Annotated in this window: 19 protein-coding genes and 1 tRNA gene; 9 read left to right on the plus strand and 11 right to left on the minus strand. The window is 60.8% G+C overall.

The genetic code is table 11. The features are described 5' to 3' along the window. The first annotated feature begins 104 nt into the window (after nucleotides 1-104). The gene (locus tag HXX25_RS01465) at nucleotides 105-485 is read left to right on the plus strand and encodes a hypothetical protein (protein WP_187166771.1); all 381 of its coding nucleotides are present in this window, start codon (nucleotides 105-107) and stop codon (nucleotides 483-485) included. A gap of 81 nt (nucleotides 486-566) precedes the next feature. Next, nucleotides 567-1,169 (plus strand): hypothetical protein, encoded by a 603-nt coding sequence (locus HXX25_RS01470; RefSeq protein ID WP_187166772.1) that lies wholly within the window; start codon nucleotides 567-569, stop codon nucleotides 1,167-1,169. A 1-nt stretch (nucleotide 1,170) separates the two neighbouring features. Here the strand turns inward: HXX25_RS01470 and HXX25_RS01475 are convergent, their stop codons facing one another. Next, the gene (locus tag HXX25_RS01475) at nucleotides 1,171-1,593 is read right to left on the minus strand and encodes a hypothetical protein (protein ID WP_187166773.1); all 423 of its coding nucleotides are present in this window, start codon (nucleotides 1,591-1,593) and stop codon (nucleotides 1,171-1,173) included. A gap of 294 nt (nucleotides 1,594-1,887) precedes the next feature. Between HXX25_RS01475 and lpdA the strand changes: the two genes are divergently transcribed. Continuing rightward, nucleotides 1,888-3,315 carry a dihydrolipoyl dehydrogenase gene (gene lpdA, locus HXX25_RS01480; protein ID WP_187166774.1) on the plus strand — a complete coding sequence of 476 codons (1,428 nt, stop codon included), beginning with the start codon at nucleotides 1,888-1,890 and terminating at the stop codon, nucleotides 3,313-3,315. Beyond that, complete coding sequence (locus HXX25_RS01485; RefSeq protein ID WP_187166775.1) at nucleotides 3,315-3,731, plus strand: thioesterase family protein; 417 nt, start codon at nucleotides 3,315-3,317, stop codon at nucleotides 3,729-3,731. The genes lpdA and HXX25_RS01485 overlap by 1 nt, the downstream gene beginning before the upstream one ends. Before the next feature lie 180 nt (nucleotides 3,732-3,911). On the opposite strand, the gene HXX25_RS01490 is transcribed toward HXX25_RS01485, so the two are convergent. The 4 genes from HXX25_RS01490 to HXX25_RS01505 form a co-directional block, all read right to left on the minus strand. Next, the gene (locus HXX25_RS01490) at nucleotides 3,912-4,808 is read right to left on the minus strand and encodes an alpha/beta hydrolase (RefSeq protein WP_187166776.1); all 897 of its coding nucleotides are present in this window, start codon (nucleotides 4,806-4,808) and stop codon (nucleotides 3,912-3,914) included. A 406-nt stretch (nucleotides 4,809-5,214) separates the two neighbouring features. Next, nucleotides 5,215-6,288 carry a malate/lactate/ureidoglycolate dehydrogenase gene (locus HXX25_RS01495; RefSeq protein ID WP_187166777.1) on the minus strand — a complete coding sequence of 358 codons (1,074 nt, stop codon included), beginning with the start codon at nucleotides 6,286-6,288 and terminating at the stop codon, nucleotides 5,215-5,217. Beyond that, on the minus strand, nucleotides 6,288-8,255 hold the full coding sequence (locus HXX25_RS01500) for a cation:proton antiporter (RefSeq protein ID WP_187166778.1): 1,968 nt from the start codon (nucleotides 8,253-8,255) through the stop codon (nucleotides 6,288-6,290). The genes HXX25_RS01495 and HXX25_RS01500 overlap by 1 nt, the downstream gene beginning before the upstream one ends. A 2-nt stretch (nucleotides 8,256-8,257) precedes the next feature. Further along, the gene (locus HXX25_RS01505; protein ID WP_233346779.1) at nucleotides 8,258-8,953 is read right to left on the minus strand and encodes an NAD(P)H-dependent oxidoreductase; all 696 of its coding nucleotides are present in this window, start codon (nucleotides 8,951-8,953) and stop codon (nucleotides 8,258-8,260) included. Between the two features lie 105 nt (nucleotides 8,954-9,058). On the opposite strand from HXX25_RS01505, the gene HXX25_RS01510 reads away from it, so the two are divergent. From HXX25_RS01510 to HXX25_RS01520, 3 genes are all read left to right on the plus strand, one after another. After that, nucleotides 9,059-9,135: transfer RNA gene (locus HXX25_RS01510), tRNA-Met, on the plus strand. A gap of 78 nt (nucleotides 9,136-9,213) precedes the next feature. Continuing rightward, on the plus strand, nucleotides 9,214-9,633 hold the full coding sequence (mscL, locus tag HXX25_RS01515) for a large conductance mechanosensitive channel protein MscL (protein WP_187166779.1): 420 nt from the start codon (nucleotides 9,214-9,216) through the stop codon (nucleotides 9,631-9,633). Between the two features lie 132 nt (nucleotides 9,634-9,765). After that, entirely contained in the window at nucleotides 9,766-11,718 is a 1,953-nt protein-coding gene (locus tag HXX25_RS01520; RefSeq protein WP_187166780.1) for a response regulator, read from the plus strand. A 92-nt stretch (nucleotides 11,719-11,810) separates the two neighbouring features. On the opposite strand, the gene HXX25_RS01525 is transcribed toward HXX25_RS01520, so the two are convergent. Next, a complete protein-coding gene (locus tag HXX25_RS01525; protein WP_187166781.1) occupies nucleotides 11,811-13,439 on the minus strand; it encodes an ATP-binding protein in 1,629 nt (542 codons plus the stop codon). A 105-nt stretch (nucleotides 13,440-13,544) separates the two neighbouring features. Beyond that, the gene (gene cutA / locus HXX25_RS01530) at nucleotides 13,545-13,865 is read right to left on the minus strand and encodes a divalent-cation tolerance protein CutA (RefSeq protein ID WP_187166782.1); all 321 of its coding nucleotides are present in this window, start codon (nucleotides 13,863-13,865) and stop codon (nucleotides 13,545-13,547) included. 31 nt (nucleotides 13,866-13,896) lie between these two features. On the opposite strand from cutA, the gene queC reads away from it, so the two are divergent. Next, a complete protein-coding gene (gene queC / locus HXX25_RS01535; RefSeq protein WP_187166783.1) occupies nucleotides 13,897-14,607 on the plus strand; it encodes a 7-cyano-7-deazaguanine synthase QueC in 711 nt (236 codons plus the stop codon). Continuing rightward, complete coding sequence (queE, locus tag HXX25_RS01540; RefSeq protein ID WP_187166784.1) at nucleotides 14,604-15,233, plus strand: 7-carboxy-7-deazaguanine synthase; 630 nt, start codon at nucleotides 14,604-14,606, stop codon at nucleotides 15,231-15,233. Before queC ends, queE begins: the two co-directional genes overlap by 4 nt. A gap of 7 nt (nucleotides 15,234-15,240) precedes the next feature. Here queE and HXX25_RS01545 read toward each other — a convergent pair whose 3' ends face one another. From HXX25_RS01545 to HXX25_RS01560, 4 genes are all read right to left on the minus strand, one after another. Further along, nucleotides 15,241-15,786 (minus strand): hypothetical protein, encoded by a 546-nt coding sequence (locus HXX25_RS01545; RefSeq protein ID WP_187166785.1) that lies wholly within the window; start codon nucleotides 15,784-15,786, stop codon nucleotides 15,241-15,243. Between the two features lie 71 nt (nucleotides 15,787-15,857). Then, a complete protein-coding gene (locus HXX25_RS01550; RefSeq protein WP_187166786.1) occupies nucleotides 15,858-16,088 on the minus strand; it encodes a hypothetical protein in 231 nt (76 codons plus the stop codon). 65 nt (nucleotides 16,089-16,153) lie between these two features. Further along, the gene (locus tag HXX25_RS01555; RefSeq protein ID WP_187166787.1) at nucleotides 16,154-16,852 is read right to left on the minus strand and encodes a pirin family protein; all 699 of its coding nucleotides are present in this window, start codon (nucleotides 16,850-16,852) and stop codon (nucleotides 16,154-16,156) included. A 108-nt stretch (nucleotides 16,853-16,960) separates the two neighbouring features. Then, entirely contained in the window at nucleotides 16,961-18,313 is a 1,353-nt protein-coding gene (locus HXX25_RS01560) for a mechanosensitive ion channel family protein (protein ID WP_187166788.1), read from the minus strand. Nucleotides 18,314-18,353: the final 40 nt, after the last annotated feature.

Raw genomic sequence — 18,353 nt, forward strand, 5'->3', positions numbered from 1 at the left:
CCTCAAGGGAGGGGGAATGCTGCTTGCGTGAATCCGATTCATCAATAGCGTTGGTCGGGGAGGTCTGACGCGTGATTAGGTCTGTACTCACAGCACTTGGATTGATGGTTGTGATATTCGCGGGCGCTATCCTGTTGGGGATGCACGCAACCTGGCTGCTGATGTCCGGAAACTGGAATGAGTTACCCAGCGATGCAGTTGTAACAAATCAAGTGATTGGTGTTATTCAGGCGTTTTGGGCGGCGATATCGATAGCCGTGGTTATTTTATTTCGGACGCTATCTTTTCATCGAAACCAAATTCTACAGGGAGCAGCTCTTGGGCTATCATTTCTCGTTACGGCACCGTTGCTTCTTTACCCGACGTTTCACTATTTCGAGGTCCAGTGGCCCAAGGTTCCAATCTCGTTAATTGCGGTGGTTTGCGCGCACTATGTGGCGTTCAAATTTATTCGCAAAAGGCCGGGCAGGGATCATCCGTCGTGATGGCGTGCATTCCCCTCACACCATCGTGACGCCACAACGCGCATAATTTTGGCATGATCTCCACAACTCGGGGAGATCATCATGAAAACCGCAATTTCCATTCTCGCATTCGGACTGTTGGCCAGCACCACCGTCCACGCGCAAGTCGTGGGCGAGGGCGTGCGTTGGTGTGGCGATTACGGATCGCCCGCCGAAGACATGCCGGAGGAGTTTGGCCAGTTCGCCTTTCTGGTCGGTGATTACGATATCGAGTTTCTGGATTGGGATGCTGAAGCCGAAAGTTGGGGCGAACCGCGTCCCTATTACGCTCACTGGAATGGGCGCTATGGTCTGGGAGGCCGGTCCATCATTGATGAATGGTATGCGCCCGGTTTTGGATATCGTGAGACATCCGGTGCCGGCATCAATATCCGTATCTGGGATGCCGAGGAGGGCATCTGGAAAACGGCGTGGCACAATACAGCGACCAATCAGGTTCTCGATCTGCGTCAGCAGGTATTGGAGGATGGCCGCCTGCATCTCTGGCAGGTTTACCCGGACGTACCAGAACGTAATATCTGGTTTGAAACCTATGAGAATGGCGAATGGGCACGCATCGAGCAGGCCCGGGATGAAGACAGCGGTGAATGGGTGAACTCAGTCTCGCTCTACGCCCGGCCCGCAGAATGCGCTCCGTTGGAATAGGTTAGGCGGGGCGACGGAGTTCTGGCCAGTCGGCTTCAAATCCTTCCAGCCAGTTGCGGCCTGAATCACGATCGGCGAAAATCTCGATGTCAAAGACGCCGAGGACAAAGGGCATGGACTGCCACAGGCGCAAAATAGGCAGATTATGCGCATCTTCGGCCACCCAGGCGACCTTGAATTCGGGACCACGGACTTCGGTCATCCGCTCCAGCTCGGCCTTGAACTCCGTCCGCAAGACCTTGCTGTCAATGGCGGAAACATCCGTACCGCGCTCAAGGATCGCCAGCATATTCATACCGGTTTGCCATTCGGGCCCATAATAAAGCTCGACATTCATGTCGCGGAACGTTTCGAAGCTCAGTGCACCATTGAGGCGGACTTCGACGATATTTCCGGTGGTCGGAAACTTGATTTCATAGGTCATTGCGTGACCCTCTTCTTTAAGACCTTGTAGAAAGTAGGGCGATTTGCCCGCCGAGCAAGGCGGACAAATCTGCGCGCAAAAGCGGCAAGCGCGTCCTGCCCTCATCGGGAGCGGCGAGCTATACGTCAAATATGTCGCAAAAAGGGCAAATACCCCGCGTGAAGATCAAGGCAGGTATGCGAATTATGGATGCTCGGAGGCAAGAAATCGAATACCCGCCATGCATCCTCGCCCCTTCCCCTGAAACGCTGGCCCGGCTAAACCCTCGCCAGAGATCAGGACAAGGGTTTTGGCATGAGCGATCTGAGCTGTGATGTATTGGTAGTGGGCGGTGGTCCCGGTGGGTATCCGGCGGCAATCCGCGCGGGCCAGCTGGGGCTGGACACCATTATCGTCGACAGGGATGGCTGGGGCGGTACCTGCCTCAATCGCGGCTGTATCCCGTCCAAGGCCTTCATCCACGCCGCCGACAAATTCCACGAGATGAGCCACCATGCGAACAATGCCGCGTTGGGGATTTCGCTTTCCGCCAAGCCAACACTCGACATGAAAGGCCTTGTCGCCTGGAAAGACGAAATCGTCGGAAAGCTGACCGGCGGTGTTGAAGGCTTGCTGAAAGCCGCAAATGTCCGGTCCATTTCCGGCTGGGCCGAGTTTGAGGACGCCAAGACCTGCACCGTCACGCTGGAAGGCGGCTCGAAACAGAAAATCACCGCGAAGAATGTGATCCTCGCCACCGGCTCGGTCGAGGTCGAACTGCCCTTCCTGAAATTTGGCGGCAAGGTCATCGGCTCCACCGGCGCGCTGGATCTGGAAAAACTGCCCAAGAAGCTCGTCGTCGTGGGCGGCGGCTATATCGGTCTGGAGCTTGGCATTGCCTATCGCAAGCTGGGATCAGAGGTCACCTTCGTCGAGGCGCTGGATCGCATCCTGCCCGTCTATGACAAGGAGCTGACCCGCCCGATCACCCGCTGGCTGAAAGAGAATGGTATTGCCGTTCATACCTCCTGCAAGGCCAGGGGCATGGTGGAAGAAGGCGGCAAGACTTTCCTCGAATTCGAAACCGCCAAGGGCGAGACCGAGCGTCTGGAAGCCGACAACATCCTCGTCTCTGTGGGCCGCAAGCCGAACATGACCGGTTGGGGTCTGGACAAGATGGGCATCCCCAGTGACGGCAAATTCCTGAAAGTGAATGAGCGCTGCGAAACCGGCATGCGCGGCGTTTATGCGCTGGGCGATCTGACCGGCGAACCCCTGCTGGCCCACCGCGCCACCGCGCAGGGCGAGCGCGTCGCAGAGATCATCGCCGGTCACAAGACCGCCTTTGACCCCGTCGCCATTGCCGCGGTCTGCTTCACCGATCCGGAAGTGGTCGGCGTGGGTGTCACGCCGGACGAGGCAAAGGACAAGGGTGAGACCGTCATCACCGGCAAATTCCCGCTCGCCGCGAATGGCCGTTACCTCTCCATGGAAGGCGGCGCCGATGGCGGCTTTATCCGCATCACGGCGCGCGAAAGCGACCACGTCATTCTCGGCATTCATGCCGTCGGCAAGCATGTCTCCGAACTCTCCGGTGAATTTGCGCTGGCCATGGAGATGGGCGCGCGTCTGGAAGACATCGCCGGCACCGTCCATGTCCACCCGACACTAACGGAAGGCTTTGCCGAGGCCGCGCTCGCTGCGCTGGGCCATCCCATCCACATCTCGGCACCGAAGAAGTAATGACGGCGCTGGCCACCAGTTTCGAGACCGCCTTCCTCCACACACAGGCCGTGGAAGAAGACGACATCGATTTCATGGGGCATGTGAACAATCTGGTCTATCTGCGCTGGGCCGGGGAAATGGCCGAGCGTCACTGGCAGGCCGTGGCATCAGATGACCTGCAAGCCGCCGGGCTCTGGGTCGTTCTGCGCCACGAGATCGACTATCTGCGTGAATTGAAGCGGGGCGAAGAGGTCGAGCTGCGCACCTGGGTCGATCCGGTGAAAGGCGTGCGCTGTCCGCGCCATGTCGACATCCGCAAGGCAGGGGCGGACAAGCCGTCAGCCAGAGTCTTGACCACCTGGACCTTCATCGACGCCGAAACCCATCGTCCCAAACGCCTGCCCCCCGAAATGAAAGCCCTGTTCGGGATGTGAATGAATTCTCCGCGTCCCTCGGGCTCGCCTGTCCTCGACCCTGATCGGGGAAGCCGTGGGTCCATCTTTTTAGATATTGATGGATCCCCGGATCAAGTCCGGGGACCCCGGTAATGGTAAAACCACCTCATCCTGAGGTGCGAACGAAGTAAGCCTCGAAGGAGGGGTTCGATAAACGACTTACTCCCCCAGCACCCCGTCCAGCCAGTCAATCATCGCCGCAACGTCAAATTCCGGATTATGCTCACCGCCATCCGTGCGGACATGTTCATAGCGCGCACCTGCCGCGTTCAGAACGGTCAGCATGTAATCGCCCTGCGAAATGGGCACGACCGGATCATCGGCGGAATCGATCATGTAGAGCGGCGGGTCACTGGCATCAACATAAGTGGCCGGGGAGGCTTGCACGTGGATGGGCGGGGCCGCCTGATAATGATTGTCCGGCCCGAAATAGGGCACGCCCGTATACATGGTGATGGTCTGCGCCGCATAGGAATCCGCCTCGGCCGGATCACCGGCCAGCATGAAGGGCGTGGCGATGCCAACCACCGCCTGAACGGCGGCAGAGGTCTGGTCAATCGGGTCCACGCCTTCGCCCGGCGCATCATCCATCAGCGCAGCCATGGTGGCGAGGTTCGCCCCTGAGGAATGGCCCAGAGTGGCGATCCGCATCGGGTCCAGCCCGAGGCTTTCGGAGATCGTCCGCACATAGCGCACGGCGCGGCGCGTATCATTCACCGCCGCCGGAAAGCGATTGCCGGGCGAGGAGCGGTGATTGATGACAAACACCGTATAGCCATTCATCTGCAACTCGCCGACGATATTGCGGACATAATCATAGCCCGACAGGTCCTTGAGTTGCGGGGCGGAATAGATTTCGGGCCGATACCAGCCGGAGCCCGGCACCACGATGACCGACGCGCCATTCGCCTCGTCCGGCACGTAGAGGTCCATCAGCATGGCCGCGCCCGACACCATGCCGTAGACGATATTGTCCTCGGTCGGCTCGATGTTTTGCGCATGGGCGGTCGTGGTCAGAAAGGCCAGCCCGAAGGCGGCAGCGATAAAGCGTTTCATGTGTGCTCTCTCCCCGGAGTCGTTTGGGCACATAGTGAACGCCGTTTACCGGGAAGGGAAGGGGCTAACCGCGCCCATCCTTTTTCCTCCCCCGTTTCACGAGAGGTGGTCGCGAAGCGAGCGGAGGGGGCAACGCCCCCCTCGCCCCTTCGGGGCACTCCCCCCGCAAGCAGGGGGAGAAAACGTGCCGACTAACCCAATCGCTTCGCTGAATCGCCAGTTTTCGCCATCAAATACACCGCGTCCCTCGGGCTCGACCCGAGGGTCCATCTAATCAGAATGATGGATCCCCGGATTCCCCGATCTGGGTCGAGGACGGGCAAGTCCGGGGACCCCGGTGGCGATTTGGCATTTGTCCTGAGACGTGCCCGGGGATGCTGCGGAATCAGCACGCTGGGTGATGGGCTCAAAAACCCAGCCGCCCCTCAATTCCCACCGCCTCAGCGGCCGCATTCAGCTGTTTCAGCGTCTCGGGATCCATCGGCACGCCTTCCGACGAACGGCGCGCGCGCAAGGACCGCTCCGGATCACCGGGGGCCACGACCGGGCTGTCCCAGTCCGCGGGCGGGGAGGCGAGGGCATACTCCCACATCGCATCGGTCTCGCGCTCCATCGTTTCGGCGTCGCCAAAGGCATCGGGCTGCATGATGACGGCGATCATCTGGTTACGAATGCCGCCGCGGCGTTCATTTCCGGGCTGGATCGTGCCGCCGCCGGAATAGACCCCGGCGAGGAGTTCCGCCGCAAAGGCGAGGCCATACCCCTTGTGATCGCCAAACGGGGCGAGCGCGCCCTTTTGTTCAAACCCCTTGAAACCCGAGGGATCATCCGTCGGCAGGCCGTTTTCATCGAGGATCGCCCCGAACGGCACGCGCAGACCTTTATTGGCGGCGACGCGCGCCTTGCCCATGGCAATGCGGCTGGTCGCCATGTCCAGCAGGAAGGCGGGCTTGGTGCCGGTGGGGGGGAGGGCGATACAGACCGGATTGGTGCCAAAGCGCGCATCCGTGCCCTGATAGGGGGCCACCATCGGATCGTGATCGGTGACATTGACGAAGAAGATCGCCGAAAACCCGGCATTGGCCGCCATCTCTCCATAGGCGCCGATGCGTCCGAGATGGTGCGCATTGGACAAGGTCACCGCACACACGCCCAGTTCTTCGGCCTTTGGAAACGCTGCCGTCATGGCAAATTCGCCGGCCATCCGGCCCCAGGCGTCATGACCGGCGACTTTCAGGATCGCGCCATTGTCGTGCAGGATTTCCGGCGTCGCCTTGACGTCCACCAACCCGTCGACCGCATGCTTCACATAGGCCGGCAACAGGCCGATGCCGTGACTGTCATGCCCCGTCAGATTGGCCATCACGAGGTGATCGGCAACCAGACGCGCATCGCTGGCGCGCGCCCCGGCTTTTGTCAGGGCCGCGGTGCCGAAATTGATCAGCTCGGCGGCAGGGATGCGGATATCGCCAGGTTGCATCAGCTCTCGTCCACTTCTTCTTCCGGGCGGATATCGGGCGGCATCCAGGCCCGCTCCATGGCATTGTCCCGGCCGACTTCGCGGTCATTGCGCATGGTCTGTTCCATCAGCTCATTCTGGCGGCGGGCAATGTCCAGATATTCCTGGTTCTCGAAGACCGACTGCCCCTCGCGCCAGGCGGCGGCCAGCTTGACCAGCGTTTCCCGGTCATGGCGCACAAAATACCGCACGGCCTTTTCCGCTTCAAACGGATGTTCACCCAGCCCTTCCAGCGCGCTCCGCGCCGCCCGCACAGCGCTGTCGAACGTTTCACGAATGATGTCATTCGCGCCTGCTGCATAGAGTTGATACACGTGATGACGATCAATCGCCCGCGCCACGATATGAATATCCGGCCGTTCACGGCGGACATGTTTGACCAGCTCGGTGATCTGATCCTTGTCATCGATGGCGGCCACAAACTGCCTTGCGTCTTTCAGGCCTGCGGCATGCAAGAGGTCCGGCCGGGTCGCATCGCCATAGAAGGTCTTCACGCCGAACTTGGCCATATTGTCCACGAAATCGCTCTTGTGCTCCAGCACCACGATTTCATAGCCCGAAGCCCGCAGGACACGGTGCACGATCTGCCCGAAGCGGCCATGCCCGGCGATGATGGTGGTGCCGCGTTGATCGATTTCGTCCGGATCATGCGCGGTTTCGCTTTCCGCGTATTTGTTGTGAAAGACCCGCTCATAAAGGATGAAAAGAAGCGGCGTGACCAGCATGGAAAGCGCCACGACCAGCGACAGGACCGGCACCAGATCCGCCGGGATGACATTGTTCTGGACGTTGAAGCTGATCAGGACGAAGCCGAACTCACCGGCCTGCGCCAGTGACAGCGCCATCAGCCAGCGATTGCGTCCGCGCAGTTTGAACACGAAGGCCAGCACCATCAGCACCGCTGCCTTGGCCCCGATCAGCGCCGCGACCAGCCCGCCAATCAGCATCCAGTCAGCCGTCAGCACGTCAAAATCAATGCCGGCCCCGACCGTGATGAAGAACAGGCCCAGCAACAGCCCCTTGAAGGGTTCGATATCGGCTTCCAGCTCGTGCCGGTATTCCGAGTTCGCCAGCACCACACCCGCAAGGAAGGTGCCGAGTGCCGGTGACAGGCCCACCAGCGTCATCAGCAGGGCAATGCCGATCACGAGGAAGAGCGCCGTTGCGGTGAACATTTCGCGCAGGCCGGAGCGCGCGATAAAGCGGAAGAGGGGGCGGGTCAGATACATGCCGCCGCCGACCACCACGCCCACCGCCGCCAGAACGGTCAGGCCATAGGCCCAGCCCGGCAGGCCTTCGGTCAGGTTCAGGCTCGGACCGTGGGAGCTATCGCCGTCATGCGCCGCATCCACCGCGCCATGAGCGGCGTCAGCTCCGTGAGCGATATCGGCTTCCAGTCCGCTTCCCATGACCATCGGCAGGGCCAGAAGCGGCAGGAAGGCCAGCATGGGAATGACGGCAATGTCCTGAAAGAGCAGGATGGAGAAGCTGGCGCGCCCGCCCTCGGTCTTGTCCAGTTTCTTCTCGGCCAGCGATTGCATCACAATGGCGGTGGAAGAGAGCGCAAAGGTCAGGCCGATGGCGATCGCGACGGACCATTGCAGGCCCATCGCCATGCACGCCGCCGCGATGAGGGCCGCCGTCAGCCCGACCTGCAAACCACCCAGACCCAGAAGCCGTGTGCGCATGTCCCACAGGGCACGAGGCTCGAGCTCCAGCCCGATCAGGAAGAGCATCATCACCACGCCGAACTCGGCGATATGCTGCAAATCCTGCGTTTCCTGCCCGACCAGTCCGAGGACCGGTCCGATCAGCACGCCGGCGATCAGATAGCCGAGCACGGAGCCGAGGCCGAAGCGGGTGCAGATCGGCACCAGAATGACGGCGGCGACCAGATAGATGGTGGCATCCAGCAGTAATCCGGCCATGCCTAACCCTCCCCTGTCAGTGACGTCAGCTGCCCGTTCAGGAGCGGCAGGGGCCGGGCGCCCTCGATGTCCAGCGTGTGATCGCGCAAGGCGGCCAGAAGGCCTTTCCACTCGGCGACATGTTCATTCAGGCGATTGTCTTCCCCGGCATGGCCGGCGCGGAAAAACGCAAAGGGCGGCAGATAGACCATGCCGCAATAATCCGCCGTCTGTTCCAGCGGCGTCAGCATCTGCCGCACGGTGAAACGGTTATAGCCGTCATCCGCATAGCTCTCTTCCGGGTTCCCGGCGGTCAGGGCGGAGAAAAAGATTTTCCCGGTCAGCGCCTTTCCGGTGCTGCCGAACGCCCAGCCGTGCTCCAGCACAATGTCCTGCCAGTCTTTCAGAATGGCGGGTGTGGAATACCAGTAGAAGGGGTGCAGGAAGATGATGACGTCATGGGCCGCTGCGCGCGCCTGTTCGGTATCCGCATGAATATCGCCGCGCGGATATTCGGCATAGAGATCGGCAAAGGTCACGCCCTCAACCTCCCGCGCCGCAGCACGGAGCGCCTTGCCGGCAACAGAGCGCCGCGGGGCAGGGTGGGCCGCCAGTATCAGGATGCGTCGCGGCGCGATTTCATCATCGATCAGGCCCATATTCCCTCCGAATCCCTCATACAGCGTCCCAACATAGGCAGGCGATTGCGCGCCCGCCATGCAAAACCCGGCGATCGGGTGAATCCGGGTGCTTGCACCGGCGGGATGAGCACAGTATATCGCCTCCCTCGCACGGCACGCCTCAACGGGCAGAATGCGATGTGTGGCGGAGTAGCTCAGCTGGTTAGAGCAGCGGAATCATAATCCGCGTGTCGGGAGTTCAAGTCTCTCCTCCGCTACCACTTTCCTTTCATCCAACATTCCGAATGACAGCCTCCCGCCCCGGTGTTACAGATTCGTAACAAACAGGGGAGTCGCATATGTTCAAGGAATTCAGGGATTTTGCCATGCGTGGCAATGTGGTCGATCTCGCGGTCGGCTTCATTCTCGGTGGCGCGTTTTCGACCATCGTCCGGTCATTGGTGAATGACATTCTGATGCCGCCGCTCGGTCTGGTGTTGGGCGGGGTGGATTTCACCAACCTCTTCATCACGCTGGGCGATGCCGAATACGAAACCCTGGCCGCCGCGCAGGAGGCCGGTGCCGCGACCATCAATTACGGCATGTTTATCAATAATGTCATCGCCTTCGTCATTCTCGCCTTCGCGCTCTTCCTGATCATCAAGGGCATGAATTCGATGAAAAAGAAGGAAGAGGAAGCGCCAGCCGCACCGCCGGCCCCTTCGAAGGAGGAAGTGCTCCTGACCGAGATTCGCGATCTTCTGGCCAAAAAGGCCTGACCTGCTTTCGGGGCTGACTGCAAATCCCTGTCAGCCCCGTTTACGGAAACCCAGCCGCATTAACCTTCTGGCCACCATGTCCATGCCCTTCTGAAAGCGAGTGATTCGCTTTTGCGAAGGGCGGGGCCAGACGTGTTTGGATTGAAGTTTAAAGGCAAGGCAGAACAGAAAGCCGAAGAGTTGGCTTCCAAGCGCCGCGTCATCACCGAAGGCGCGCTGGAAGAGATCGACCGTGCACGCATGGAGATCTACTTCCGCAGCGGGATGTCCTCCGTTCCGCTGAACATTGTCAGCGGGCTTTTTCTGGGCGCCATGCTGCTGACCGCAGTGCCCGTTCTTCATGTCGCGATCTGGTTTGCAGCGGGGGCAAGTTTCGCCACCGGCCGTATGGCGCTCGCCCGGCTGGCGCTTAAGCGCGGCGGCAATTTGCCGCCAGTGCTGGACAAAATATTCATTGCGCTGACGACTTTATCGGGTGCGATCTGGGGCGTGTCGATGTTCCTGTTGCCGATAGATCAGATCGTCATTGCGCACTTTGCTGCGGCCTTCATCGTATCCGGCATGACGGCAGGAGCCGCCTTGTCGTCGGCTACGCGCCCGGTCGGCGTTCTCGCCTATAATGTACCCGCGATCGGTTTGATGATGGCGTATCTGGTCATCCTGGGCCGCCCTGAATCCTATGGCATGGCCGCCATGCTGGGCCTCTATCTTTTTGTTACAATACAGCTTTCGTCCCGTTACCGGGCAACCCTTAAAGAAGTTTTCGAAGCTAACGCCTCTCTTGAAGGCGCCAAGATGCGTGTCGAAACCCAGGCCAAGGCATTGCGTGAACTCGCGCGCCGGCATGAACAGACGGCCCGCCGGGGCGAGGACGCAACCCGTGCCAAATCCGCTTTCCTGGCAAGCGTCAGCCATGACATCAAGAATCCGCTGGCGGGTATAATCGGCGTTTCGCGCCGACTCGCCGAGGACGAAACGCTGGACGCGGATACGCGAAAGAAGAACCGCCAGATATTTGATGCCAGCGAAATGTTGATGCGCTTTGTCGGTGATCTGCGGGATGTTTCGATCATCGAATCCGGGCAGCTGAATCTGATGCCCGGCGAAATCACAGCCGAACGTCTGGCCCGCGATACCCGCATGCTGTGGGAACCCAAGGCCAGGGCCAAGGGTCTGCAGCTTGATGTTTCGGTGTCAGGCGATGCCCAGCTGGTTCTGGCCGGCGATTCCGCGCGCCTGAAGCAGATGCTTTTTACCTATATCCGCAATGCCATGCGCTATACGGCCAATGGCCGGATCGAGGTCCGCCTCGGCGTCGACGCCCAATCCGGCAAGGCGTGTCTCAGAGCCGATGTCGAGGATACCGGCCGCGGTGTCCCGCGCGAGGCCGAAGGCCGCCTGTTCAAGAATTTCTTCGAGTCCGATGCGGATGGCATTCGCGTCATGGATGGCACATCGACCGGTCTGACAATCGCCCGACATCTCGCCGAGATGATGGACGGCGAAGTCGGCTATCAGCGCCGCAAGGAAGGCGGATCGCATTTCTGGTTCTCCGCTCAATTGCCCAGCCTCGCGCGGCGTGAAGACAAGATTGGTGCGGATGCCGGGACAAGGACCGCGATCGAGGATTCTCCCTCAGCCCCGGCCTTCGCGCCGCCGGCCGCGGGCAATGGCCTGCCCAGCCGACCCTTGCGTGTTCTGGCCGCCGAAGACAATGCGATCAACCGCACCGTCATCGAGGGATTCCTGGTCGCGAAAGGCTGGTCCGTGGAATTCGCCGAGAACGGCGAACAGGCCGTCGAAGCGGCGACCAACAAGGCGTTCGATCTGATCCTGATGGATATGCGCATGCCGGTAATGGACGGGCTTCAGGCCACACGGGCCATCCGCGATCTGCCATCCACGGCGGCCATGACGCCGATCATAGCCCTCACGGCCAATGCCCGGCGCGAAGACGAGGCCCAGTGTCTGGCCGCCGGCATGGACGGGTTTATCTCCAAACCCATCGACACGCAGCGGCTGTTCGACACCATCGCATCGGTGATCAGCGATGGATCCGACGCGCCGATGGCCAGAACCGGCTAGTCGACGCCGTGCTTCGGGGCCGCTTATCTGACACCGCCTATCAATCGCACGCCATACAGACAGCCTGATACAGGCGGTTTATTCCCCGGACATCAGGCAGTTCGAGCCAGAGGTTCCGACGATTGCTGACCGCTCGCCAACCTGTCGATGGCAGCAAAAAGAGTTTCCTTTTTCACCGGCTTGGCGAGGTGAAGATTCATACCGGCCGCCAGGCATTGCGCTTCGTCTTCCCGGCGGGCATTGGCGGTCAGGGCTATGATGGGTGTCATGGCCGCCGTGGATGGCAGATCGCGGATGGCCCGTGTGGCCTGAAGCCCGTCCATTACCGGCATTTGCATATCCATGAATACCAGATTGTAGGTGCGGTTTTGAACGGCCTCCAGCGCTTCCTGGCCATCGCCGACAACATCTGCGTTGATCCCGCGCAAGCGAAGCAGGCCGACAATTGCCTGCTGGTTGACGATATTGTCTTCCGCCACGAGGACTCGCAGCGGTGCCGGGGTCGGTGATGCATCCGTCGCGGCGCTCGCGGCAGGCAATTCGGGAGAGCGGCTTACCGCGCCCAGCGCCACTTCGAACCAGAAATGCGCGCCCTTGTTTTCCTCACTCTCGAAACCGATCGTGCCGCCAAGCATCTCTATGATGCGCCGGGAGATGGCGAGACCCAATCCTGTCCCGCCGTGTTTACGCGTTGTGCTGACATCGGCCTGGCTGAATTGCTCGAACATGCGCGATTGTGCGGTCTGCGGAATGCCGCAACCGGTATCGCGGACATCGGCGCGCAGGAGAAGGCGTCCACCGGTGGCCGTGGATATCGAAAGCGTAACATTCACCGCGCCCTGATCGGTAAATTTGATCGCGTTTCCGATCAGGTTGAACAGGACCTGTTCGATGCGGACGCGGTCGCCAAAGATCATCTGATCATCGCCGCCCTCGCAGGTCACATTGTAATCTAGGGACTTCTCTCCGGCCCGGACGCTCCACAGGTTTCGCGCTTCGTCTGCGAGCCTGGACAGGGCGAACGTCTCCGGTTCGATGTCCAGCTTGCCGGCTTCGAGCTTGGAGAAATCCAGCACATCATTCAGGATACGCAGCAGAATCTCGCCGGAATCGACGATGGTTCTGGCCAGCTTCTCCTGATCGGCCATGAGGTCGGTCTCCAGAAGCAACTGGCTGATCCCCAGGACACCGTTCAGCGGCGTGCGAATTTCATGGCTCATGGTTGCCAGAAAATCCGATTTGACCTGGGCGGCCGACAAGGCTTGCAGGCGGGAATGGCTCAATTGTGTTGCCAGCGCGGAGAGCTTCCGGTTGCGTTCCTCGCTCTCTTCCGTCACCGCGGTAAAAAGGGCGAGACCGGTGCCGATCCCGCGATATGCACCGTTGCGCGTGATGACGAAGCCGTCCATCAAGGCGCCCGGCCGCTTGGTGACGATCAGGCGATTGAGATCGCTGACCGGGGTCATTTCCTCGACAATCAGCGGATCCTTGTCCATCAGAAAGCTGACGGGGCGTTTGGCAAAGAGCGCCCGGCCGTGCCGGTCTGCCATTTTCAGAAAAAAGGCATCTCTCGGGATCAGTCCGATCGGGCGGTCGCCATCGACGATAGGCAAAGCCAGCAGATCATCGTCATCGCCGAACATCTCGTAGACGACTTCGCCCCTGGTCGCGGCGGTGATGGGCGCAATGGGTTCACTGAGATGTCGGACAAGGCGGCTCATTTACAGGCTCCGGTGATCAGGTGCCGTCAAAATGGGTCGCGATTATTTCCTATCCGCTTAATAGGACAGTGGTTTCACATAAAATTCGCCAAAGTGTAACGCGCCTTAACGCAAGGTTTCCGCGCGCACCCAGTCCAGAAATCCCGCCGAACTGCCGTCCGGTTCCACCAGCCATTCCAGGATGGCGGGTTCCTCATAGGGATGCAGCGCCTTGACCGCCTCCGCGCAGGCCGCGCCGCGCGCCGTTTTCAGGATCATCACCCATTCGGTCTCTGCCTGCACCCTCCCCTGCCACTGGAAGAAGGAGGTGCCGCCGGGCAGAAGGTTGGCGCAGGCAATCATCCGCGCTTCCAGCAGCTTTGCGGCGGCCTGCCGGGCGCTCTTTTCGTCCGGCCATGTGGTATAGATGAGGCTGACATCTGACATGTCGGGGATTTTAGCCTTATAAGGCCCGGCTATGAAGTCTGACCGCACACCTTCCGCACTGGTTCTCTTTTCCGGGGGACAGGATTCGGCCACTGCGCTCGCCTGGGCGCTGGAGCAGTATCCGCGTGTGGAAACGGTCGGCTTTGATTATGGCCAGCGCCATGACGTCGAATTGCAGGCCCGCCTGCACGTCCGAAAGGCACTGTCCGGCCTCAATGCGGAATGGGCGGCGCGTCTCGGGCCGGACCAGATGGTGGATTTGACCGGCTATGGCGCCCTCGCCGAAAGCGCGCTGACGGCGGAAATGGAAATCGAATGGAAAGAGGGCGGCCTGCCATCCACTTTCGTGCCGGGTCGCAATCTGGTCTTTCTGACGGTTGCCTCGGCTCTGGCGTTCAGGCGCGGGCTACGCGATCTCGTCGGCGGCATGTGCGAAACCGATTATTCTGGTTATCCGGATTGTCGCCGCGATACGCTGGACGCCGCCCAGACCATGATCTCGCTCGGGCTGGATTGGGCCATGCCCATCGAGACACCGCTGATGTTCCTGACCAAGGGGCAGACCTGGAAGCTGGCCCATGATCTGGGCGGGGATGATCTTGTCGGAATGATCGTGGAGGACACGCATACCTGCTATCTGGGTGATCGCTCGCAGCGCCATGACTGGGGTTATGGCTGCGGTGTGTGCCCGGCGTGCGAATTGCGCGCGCGCGGTTGGCAGGACTGGCAGGCCGACGCATGACCTACTCCGTCAAGGAAATCTTCCTGACTGTCCAGGGCGAAGGCGGACAGGCCGGCCGGCCGGCTGTCTTCTGCCGCTTTGCCGGTTGTAATCTCTGGTCCGGGCTGGAGCGCGACCGTGTCAGCGCGATCTGCAATTTCTGTGATACCGATTTTATCGGAACGGACGGCCCCGGCGGCGGCAAGTTCAGGACCGCCGAAGCGCTCGCACAGGCCGTCGCCGGTCAGTGGCCGGGCGGCGGCACGCCGCTGGTCGTGTGCACGGGCGGGGAGCCGCTGCTGCAGCTCGACGCGGAGCTCATTGCGGCCTTCAAGTCTGCCGGCTTCGAGATCGCCGTGGAAAGCAATGGCACGCTGAAAGCGCCGGACGGTATTGACTGGCTGACCGTCAGTCCCAAGGCGCAGACAGAGATTGTCCAGACGACAGGCGAGGAACTGAAACTGGTCTTTCCTCAGCCGGGTGTCGACCCGACCCGGTTTGAAGATCTCGATTTCAAGCGCTTTTCACTGCAGCCCATGGATGGGCCGAACCAGATGGAAAACGCCCAGGCGGCATTTGAATACTGCCTGGCGCATCCCAAATGGTCCTTGAGCCTCCAGACCCACAAATGGATCGGCGCGCCCTGAGCGGAGCCTATGAGCCGGAATTTACCGCATCCCGGAGGCTGGCTGCCAGCCGCGAGGAGAAGCGGTCGAATGTCCGGTTGGTGTCGGTCCAGACGCTGGCATATTGCGCATCGCGAATGCTGGGCGTCGTCCAGCTGTAGTCATAGGTCGCCACCAGCGAGCCGTCCGCAGCGCGCAGTTCGGCCATGACATGTGCCCCGCCGCGGCCATAGCTCTCGAAGCTGAGACCGGGTGTTCCGCCCTGCTGGGCGAAGGTCGGCCGGTTCGGCGTTGCATCCTCGATCACGACGTGAAGCGTGGCGCCGGCCTCGCCGTCAGCCAACAGCGAGACTTCGCGCAATTCGCGTTCGAGGTCTGCGGTCAGCGTGCGGATCAGACGATCAAATTCGCGCTCGCCGTATTCGTCGCCCTTGGCTGCGAGCGTCTCGCCAATGGTGATCTCCGCAAGACCGACCGGCCCGGTCGGCGTGGCGGCATAGCTGCTGGTAATACCCTGAGCGAAGACGGGTGCTGCAAACAGCACCGCGGTCAGAGCCGAAATGAGATAACGCATGGTAAGTCTCCTGATGGTCGGCCTGTCCCCTTACTGCCATACATAGCAGAGAAAACAGGCTCTGTCAGGAACTACTCGTGATCGTGATCATGGTCGTGATCATCATCGTCATCCTCGCCGTCGCCGGGGATGGCGGTGCGGACAACGGCGCCACCGACATTGCCGGCGGTTTCCAGAACCGTGCCGGTGGTCCGGACCGCGGTCTCGGCCACCATGGATGTCGCGCCGATGACAAGACATCCCGACAGGGCCGGAGCCGCCATTACGACAGAAAGAAGAACAAGAAGACGCCGAGCGGTCATGAGACACTCCATTTCATGAGGCCATCATGATCGCCCGGCAGGGATTCATAAAGGGTGAAGATGCATCAGCGCGTGTCAGTCAGCACCAGTTCGGCATCTTCAAGGGCCGTCAACGTGATCTTGTCCACATCGGTGATCGCCGCGCCATCGCGCGCACTGACCCGTTCTCCGTTAACCGCGACCACGCCCTTGGTCGTTGCAAGGTATTGATGGCGCCCGGCTTTCGGTGAATAGGTCACTGACTGGCCCGCCTCCAGCGTGGCCCCCATCACCCGGGCATCGGCCCGGATCATCAGCCCGCCGTCCGTTTCAGGATCGCCGGACGCCAGCATCACCAACTCGCCTGCGCGATCGGCTTTCGGAAAGCTCATCGCATCCCAGCGCGGCGTACCGCCGCTTGTCTCCGGAACAATCCAGATCTGGAAGATCCGCGTCAGCTCGTCTTCCCGGTTATACTCCGCGTGGCGGATACCCGAGCCCGCTGACATGACCTGCACGTCGCCGGCCACGGTACGCCCCTTATTGCCGAGGCTGTCCTCATGCGTGATCGCGCCATCCCGGACATAGGTGATAATTTCCATGTCGGCATGGGGGTGAGGCGGAAAGCCGGTTTTCGGCTGAATTTCATCATCATTCCAGACCCGAAGTGCGCCCCAGCCCATGCGGGACGGTTCGTGATAATGGCCGAAACTGAAATGGTGCCGGGCATTCAGCCAGTCGATCTGGAACCGGCCGAGGCTGGCAAATGTGCGGACATCAATCATGAAGACCTCCATGGCGTATTGTTGTTGGAGGCGGAGATAAGGCGGCACCGCTGCGCGATAAACACCGCGATTGGCGGCTTATAGTTTCCAAACCGGACGCAATCAACGTCAGTCGCGCTGAATACGCACAGAGACCGGATCGCCGCCCTTGAAGTGGATATCGCGCTGCGGGAAGGGGAAGTTCACGCCATTTTCGGTGAAGGCTTTCCAGATCGCCAGCAACACCTCGCTCGACACATTATTCACCCCCTGACCGGGATCGGCGATCCAGAAGCGGATTTCCAGATCGATGGAATTATCGCCGAAACCGCGTAACAGGCATTTGGGCGCTGGTGAATTGAGCACGCGGGGCACCGTCTTCGAGGCCTCGACCGCCAGCTCCATCGCCGTGGGCAGGTCGGTCGTATAGTCAACGCCGATCATCCGTTTGATCCGCACAGCATGGTCGGAGAAAGACCAGTTGATCACCTTGGTGGTGATAAATTCCTCGTTCGGAATCAGGTGTTCCATGCCGTCGCGCGTGATCACCGAGGCAAAGCGCATGCCCAGTGAATTCACGCGGCCATAGGTCTCTTCCAGCGTGATGACATCGCCGGGTTTGATCGACCGGTCCAGCAGAAGAATGACGCCGGACACCAGATTGGAGAAAATCTTCTGCAGGCCGAAGCCGATACCCAGGCCGACCGCACCGGAGAAGATGGCCAGCGCGCCCAGCGGAATGCCGAGGCTCGACAGGGCCAGCAGAATGGCGGTCGCCAGCAGCGTGACCTGAACCGACTTGCCGATCAGCAGGCGCGCTGACGGATTCAGGCTCGGCAGTTTGTTGATCCGCGCCGACAGGATGGCGGCCATGCGCGAGGCCAGCCAGTACAGAATGACCAGCAGGACGAGCGCCTGAATCGCCGACATGATCGAGACGCGGCCGCCGCCGACACCGACGCCCAGGGAATCCAGGAATCCGGTCGTTGGCCCCAGCCAGCCGAGGATATTCATGGCGGCAATGGTCCAGCTCATGATCGCTGCGGTGCGCGACCAGAAGGGCTCGGCGATAAAGCCGGTCAGCAGGCGGATCACCGCCCATGCGCCGACCAGATTGGCCGCCAGCCGGACCCAGAATATTTCCATTTCCAGCTGTTGCAGGGTGAACAGGACCGCCGACAGGAAGACCCAGCTCAGCGCAGGCCCGAGGACCGGCGCCAACAGCCGGACGGCATCAGCCCGCACACGGCGGAGAAAGCCGAGGCTGAACAGGCGTTGCAGCAGATTTCCGACCGGCTTGCGCAGGGCAAAGGCCAGGAGGATGCCGATAACGATCGCGCCCGCCTGCACGCCAAAGGCGATGCTGACCATTTCCGAACGCAGCCATTCCCACACCGATTCCAGCCGGCTCAGCCAGATCTCCGGATCGGCGAGTTCTTCAAGATCGGGTGTTTCGATCGTCGGGGGCGGATTGGTGGCCATGAATCAGAAAGATAGGCCGGAAGCAGGGGCAACGTCGAGT

The sequence above is a fragment of the Hyphobacterium sp. CCMP332 genome (genome assembly GCF_014323565.1).
In the GTDB taxonomy this organism is placed as follows: domain Bacteria; phylum Pseudomonadota; class Alphaproteobacteria; order Caulobacterales; family Maricaulaceae; genus Hyphobacterium.

Bases quoted from the DNA above. Each gene is read 5' to 3' on its own strand.
- HXX25_RS01465 (WP_187166771.1), top strand. From the start codon at position 105: ATGGTTGTGATATTCGCGGGCGCTATCCTGTTGGGGATGCACGCAACC.
- HXX25_RS01470 (WP_187166772.1), top strand. From the start codon at position 567: ATGAAAACCGCAATTTCCATTCTCGCATTCGGACTGTTGGCCAGCACC.
- HXX25_RS01475 (WP_187166773.1), bottom strand. From the start codon at position 1,593: ATGACCTATGAAATCAAGTTTCCGACCACCGGAAATATCGTCGAAGTC.
- lpdA (WP_187166774.1), top strand. From the start codon at position 1,888: ATGAGCGATCTGAGCTGTGATGTATTGGTAGTGGGCGGTGGTCCCGGT.
- HXX25_RS01485 (WP_187166775.1), top strand. From the start codon at position 3,315: ATGACGGCGCTGGCCACCAGTTTCGAGACCGCCTTCCTCCACACACAG.
- HXX25_RS01490 (WP_187166776.1), bottom strand. From the start codon at position 4,808: ATGAAACGCTTTATCGCTGCCGCCTTCGGGCTGGCCTTTCTGACCACG.
- HXX25_RS01495 (WP_187166777.1), bottom strand. From the start codon at position 6,288: ATGCAACCTGGCGATATCCGCATCCCTGCCGCCGAGCTGATCAATTTC.
- HXX25_RS01500 (WP_187166778.1), bottom strand. From the start codon at position 8,255: ATGGCCGGATTACTGCTGGATGCCACCATCTATCTGGTCGCCGCCGTC.
- HXX25_RS01505 (WP_233346779.1), bottom strand. From the start codon at position 8,953: ATGGCGGGCGCGCAATCGCCTGCCTATGTTGGGACGCTGTATGAGGGA.
- mscL (WP_187166779.1), top strand. From the start codon at position 9,214: ATGTTCAAGGAATTCAGGGATTTTGCCATGCGTGGCAATGTGGTCGAT.
- HXX25_RS01525 (WP_187166781.1), bottom strand. From the start codon at position 13,439: ATGAGCCGCCTTGTCCGACATCTCAGTGAACCCATTGCGCCCATCACC.
- cutA (WP_187166782.1), bottom strand. From the start codon at position 13,865: ATGTCAGATGTCAGCCTCATCTATACCACATGGCCGGACGAAAAGAGC.
- queC (WP_187166783.1), top strand. From the start codon at position 13,897: ATGAAGTCTGACCGCACACCTTCCGCACTGGTTCTCTTTTCCGGGGGA.
- queE (WP_187166784.1), top strand. From the start codon at position 14,604: ATGACCTACTCCGTCAAGGAAATCTTCCTGACTGTCCAGGGCGAAGGC.
- HXX25_RS01545 (WP_187166785.1), bottom strand. From the start codon at position 15,786: ATGCGTTATCTCATTTCGGCTCTGACCGCGGTGCTGTTTGCAGCACCC.
- HXX25_RS01550 (WP_187166786.1), bottom strand. From the start codon at position 16,088: ATGACCGCTCGGCGTCTTCTTGTTCTTCTTTCTGTCGTAATGGCGGCT.
- HXX25_RS01555 (WP_187166787.1), bottom strand. From the start codon at position 16,852: ATGATTGATGTCCGCACATTTGCCAGCCTCGGCCGGTTCCAGATCGAC.
- HXX25_RS01560 (WP_187166788.1), bottom strand. From the start codon at position 18,313: ATGGCCACCAATCCGCCCCCGACGATCGAAACACCCGATCTTGAAGAA.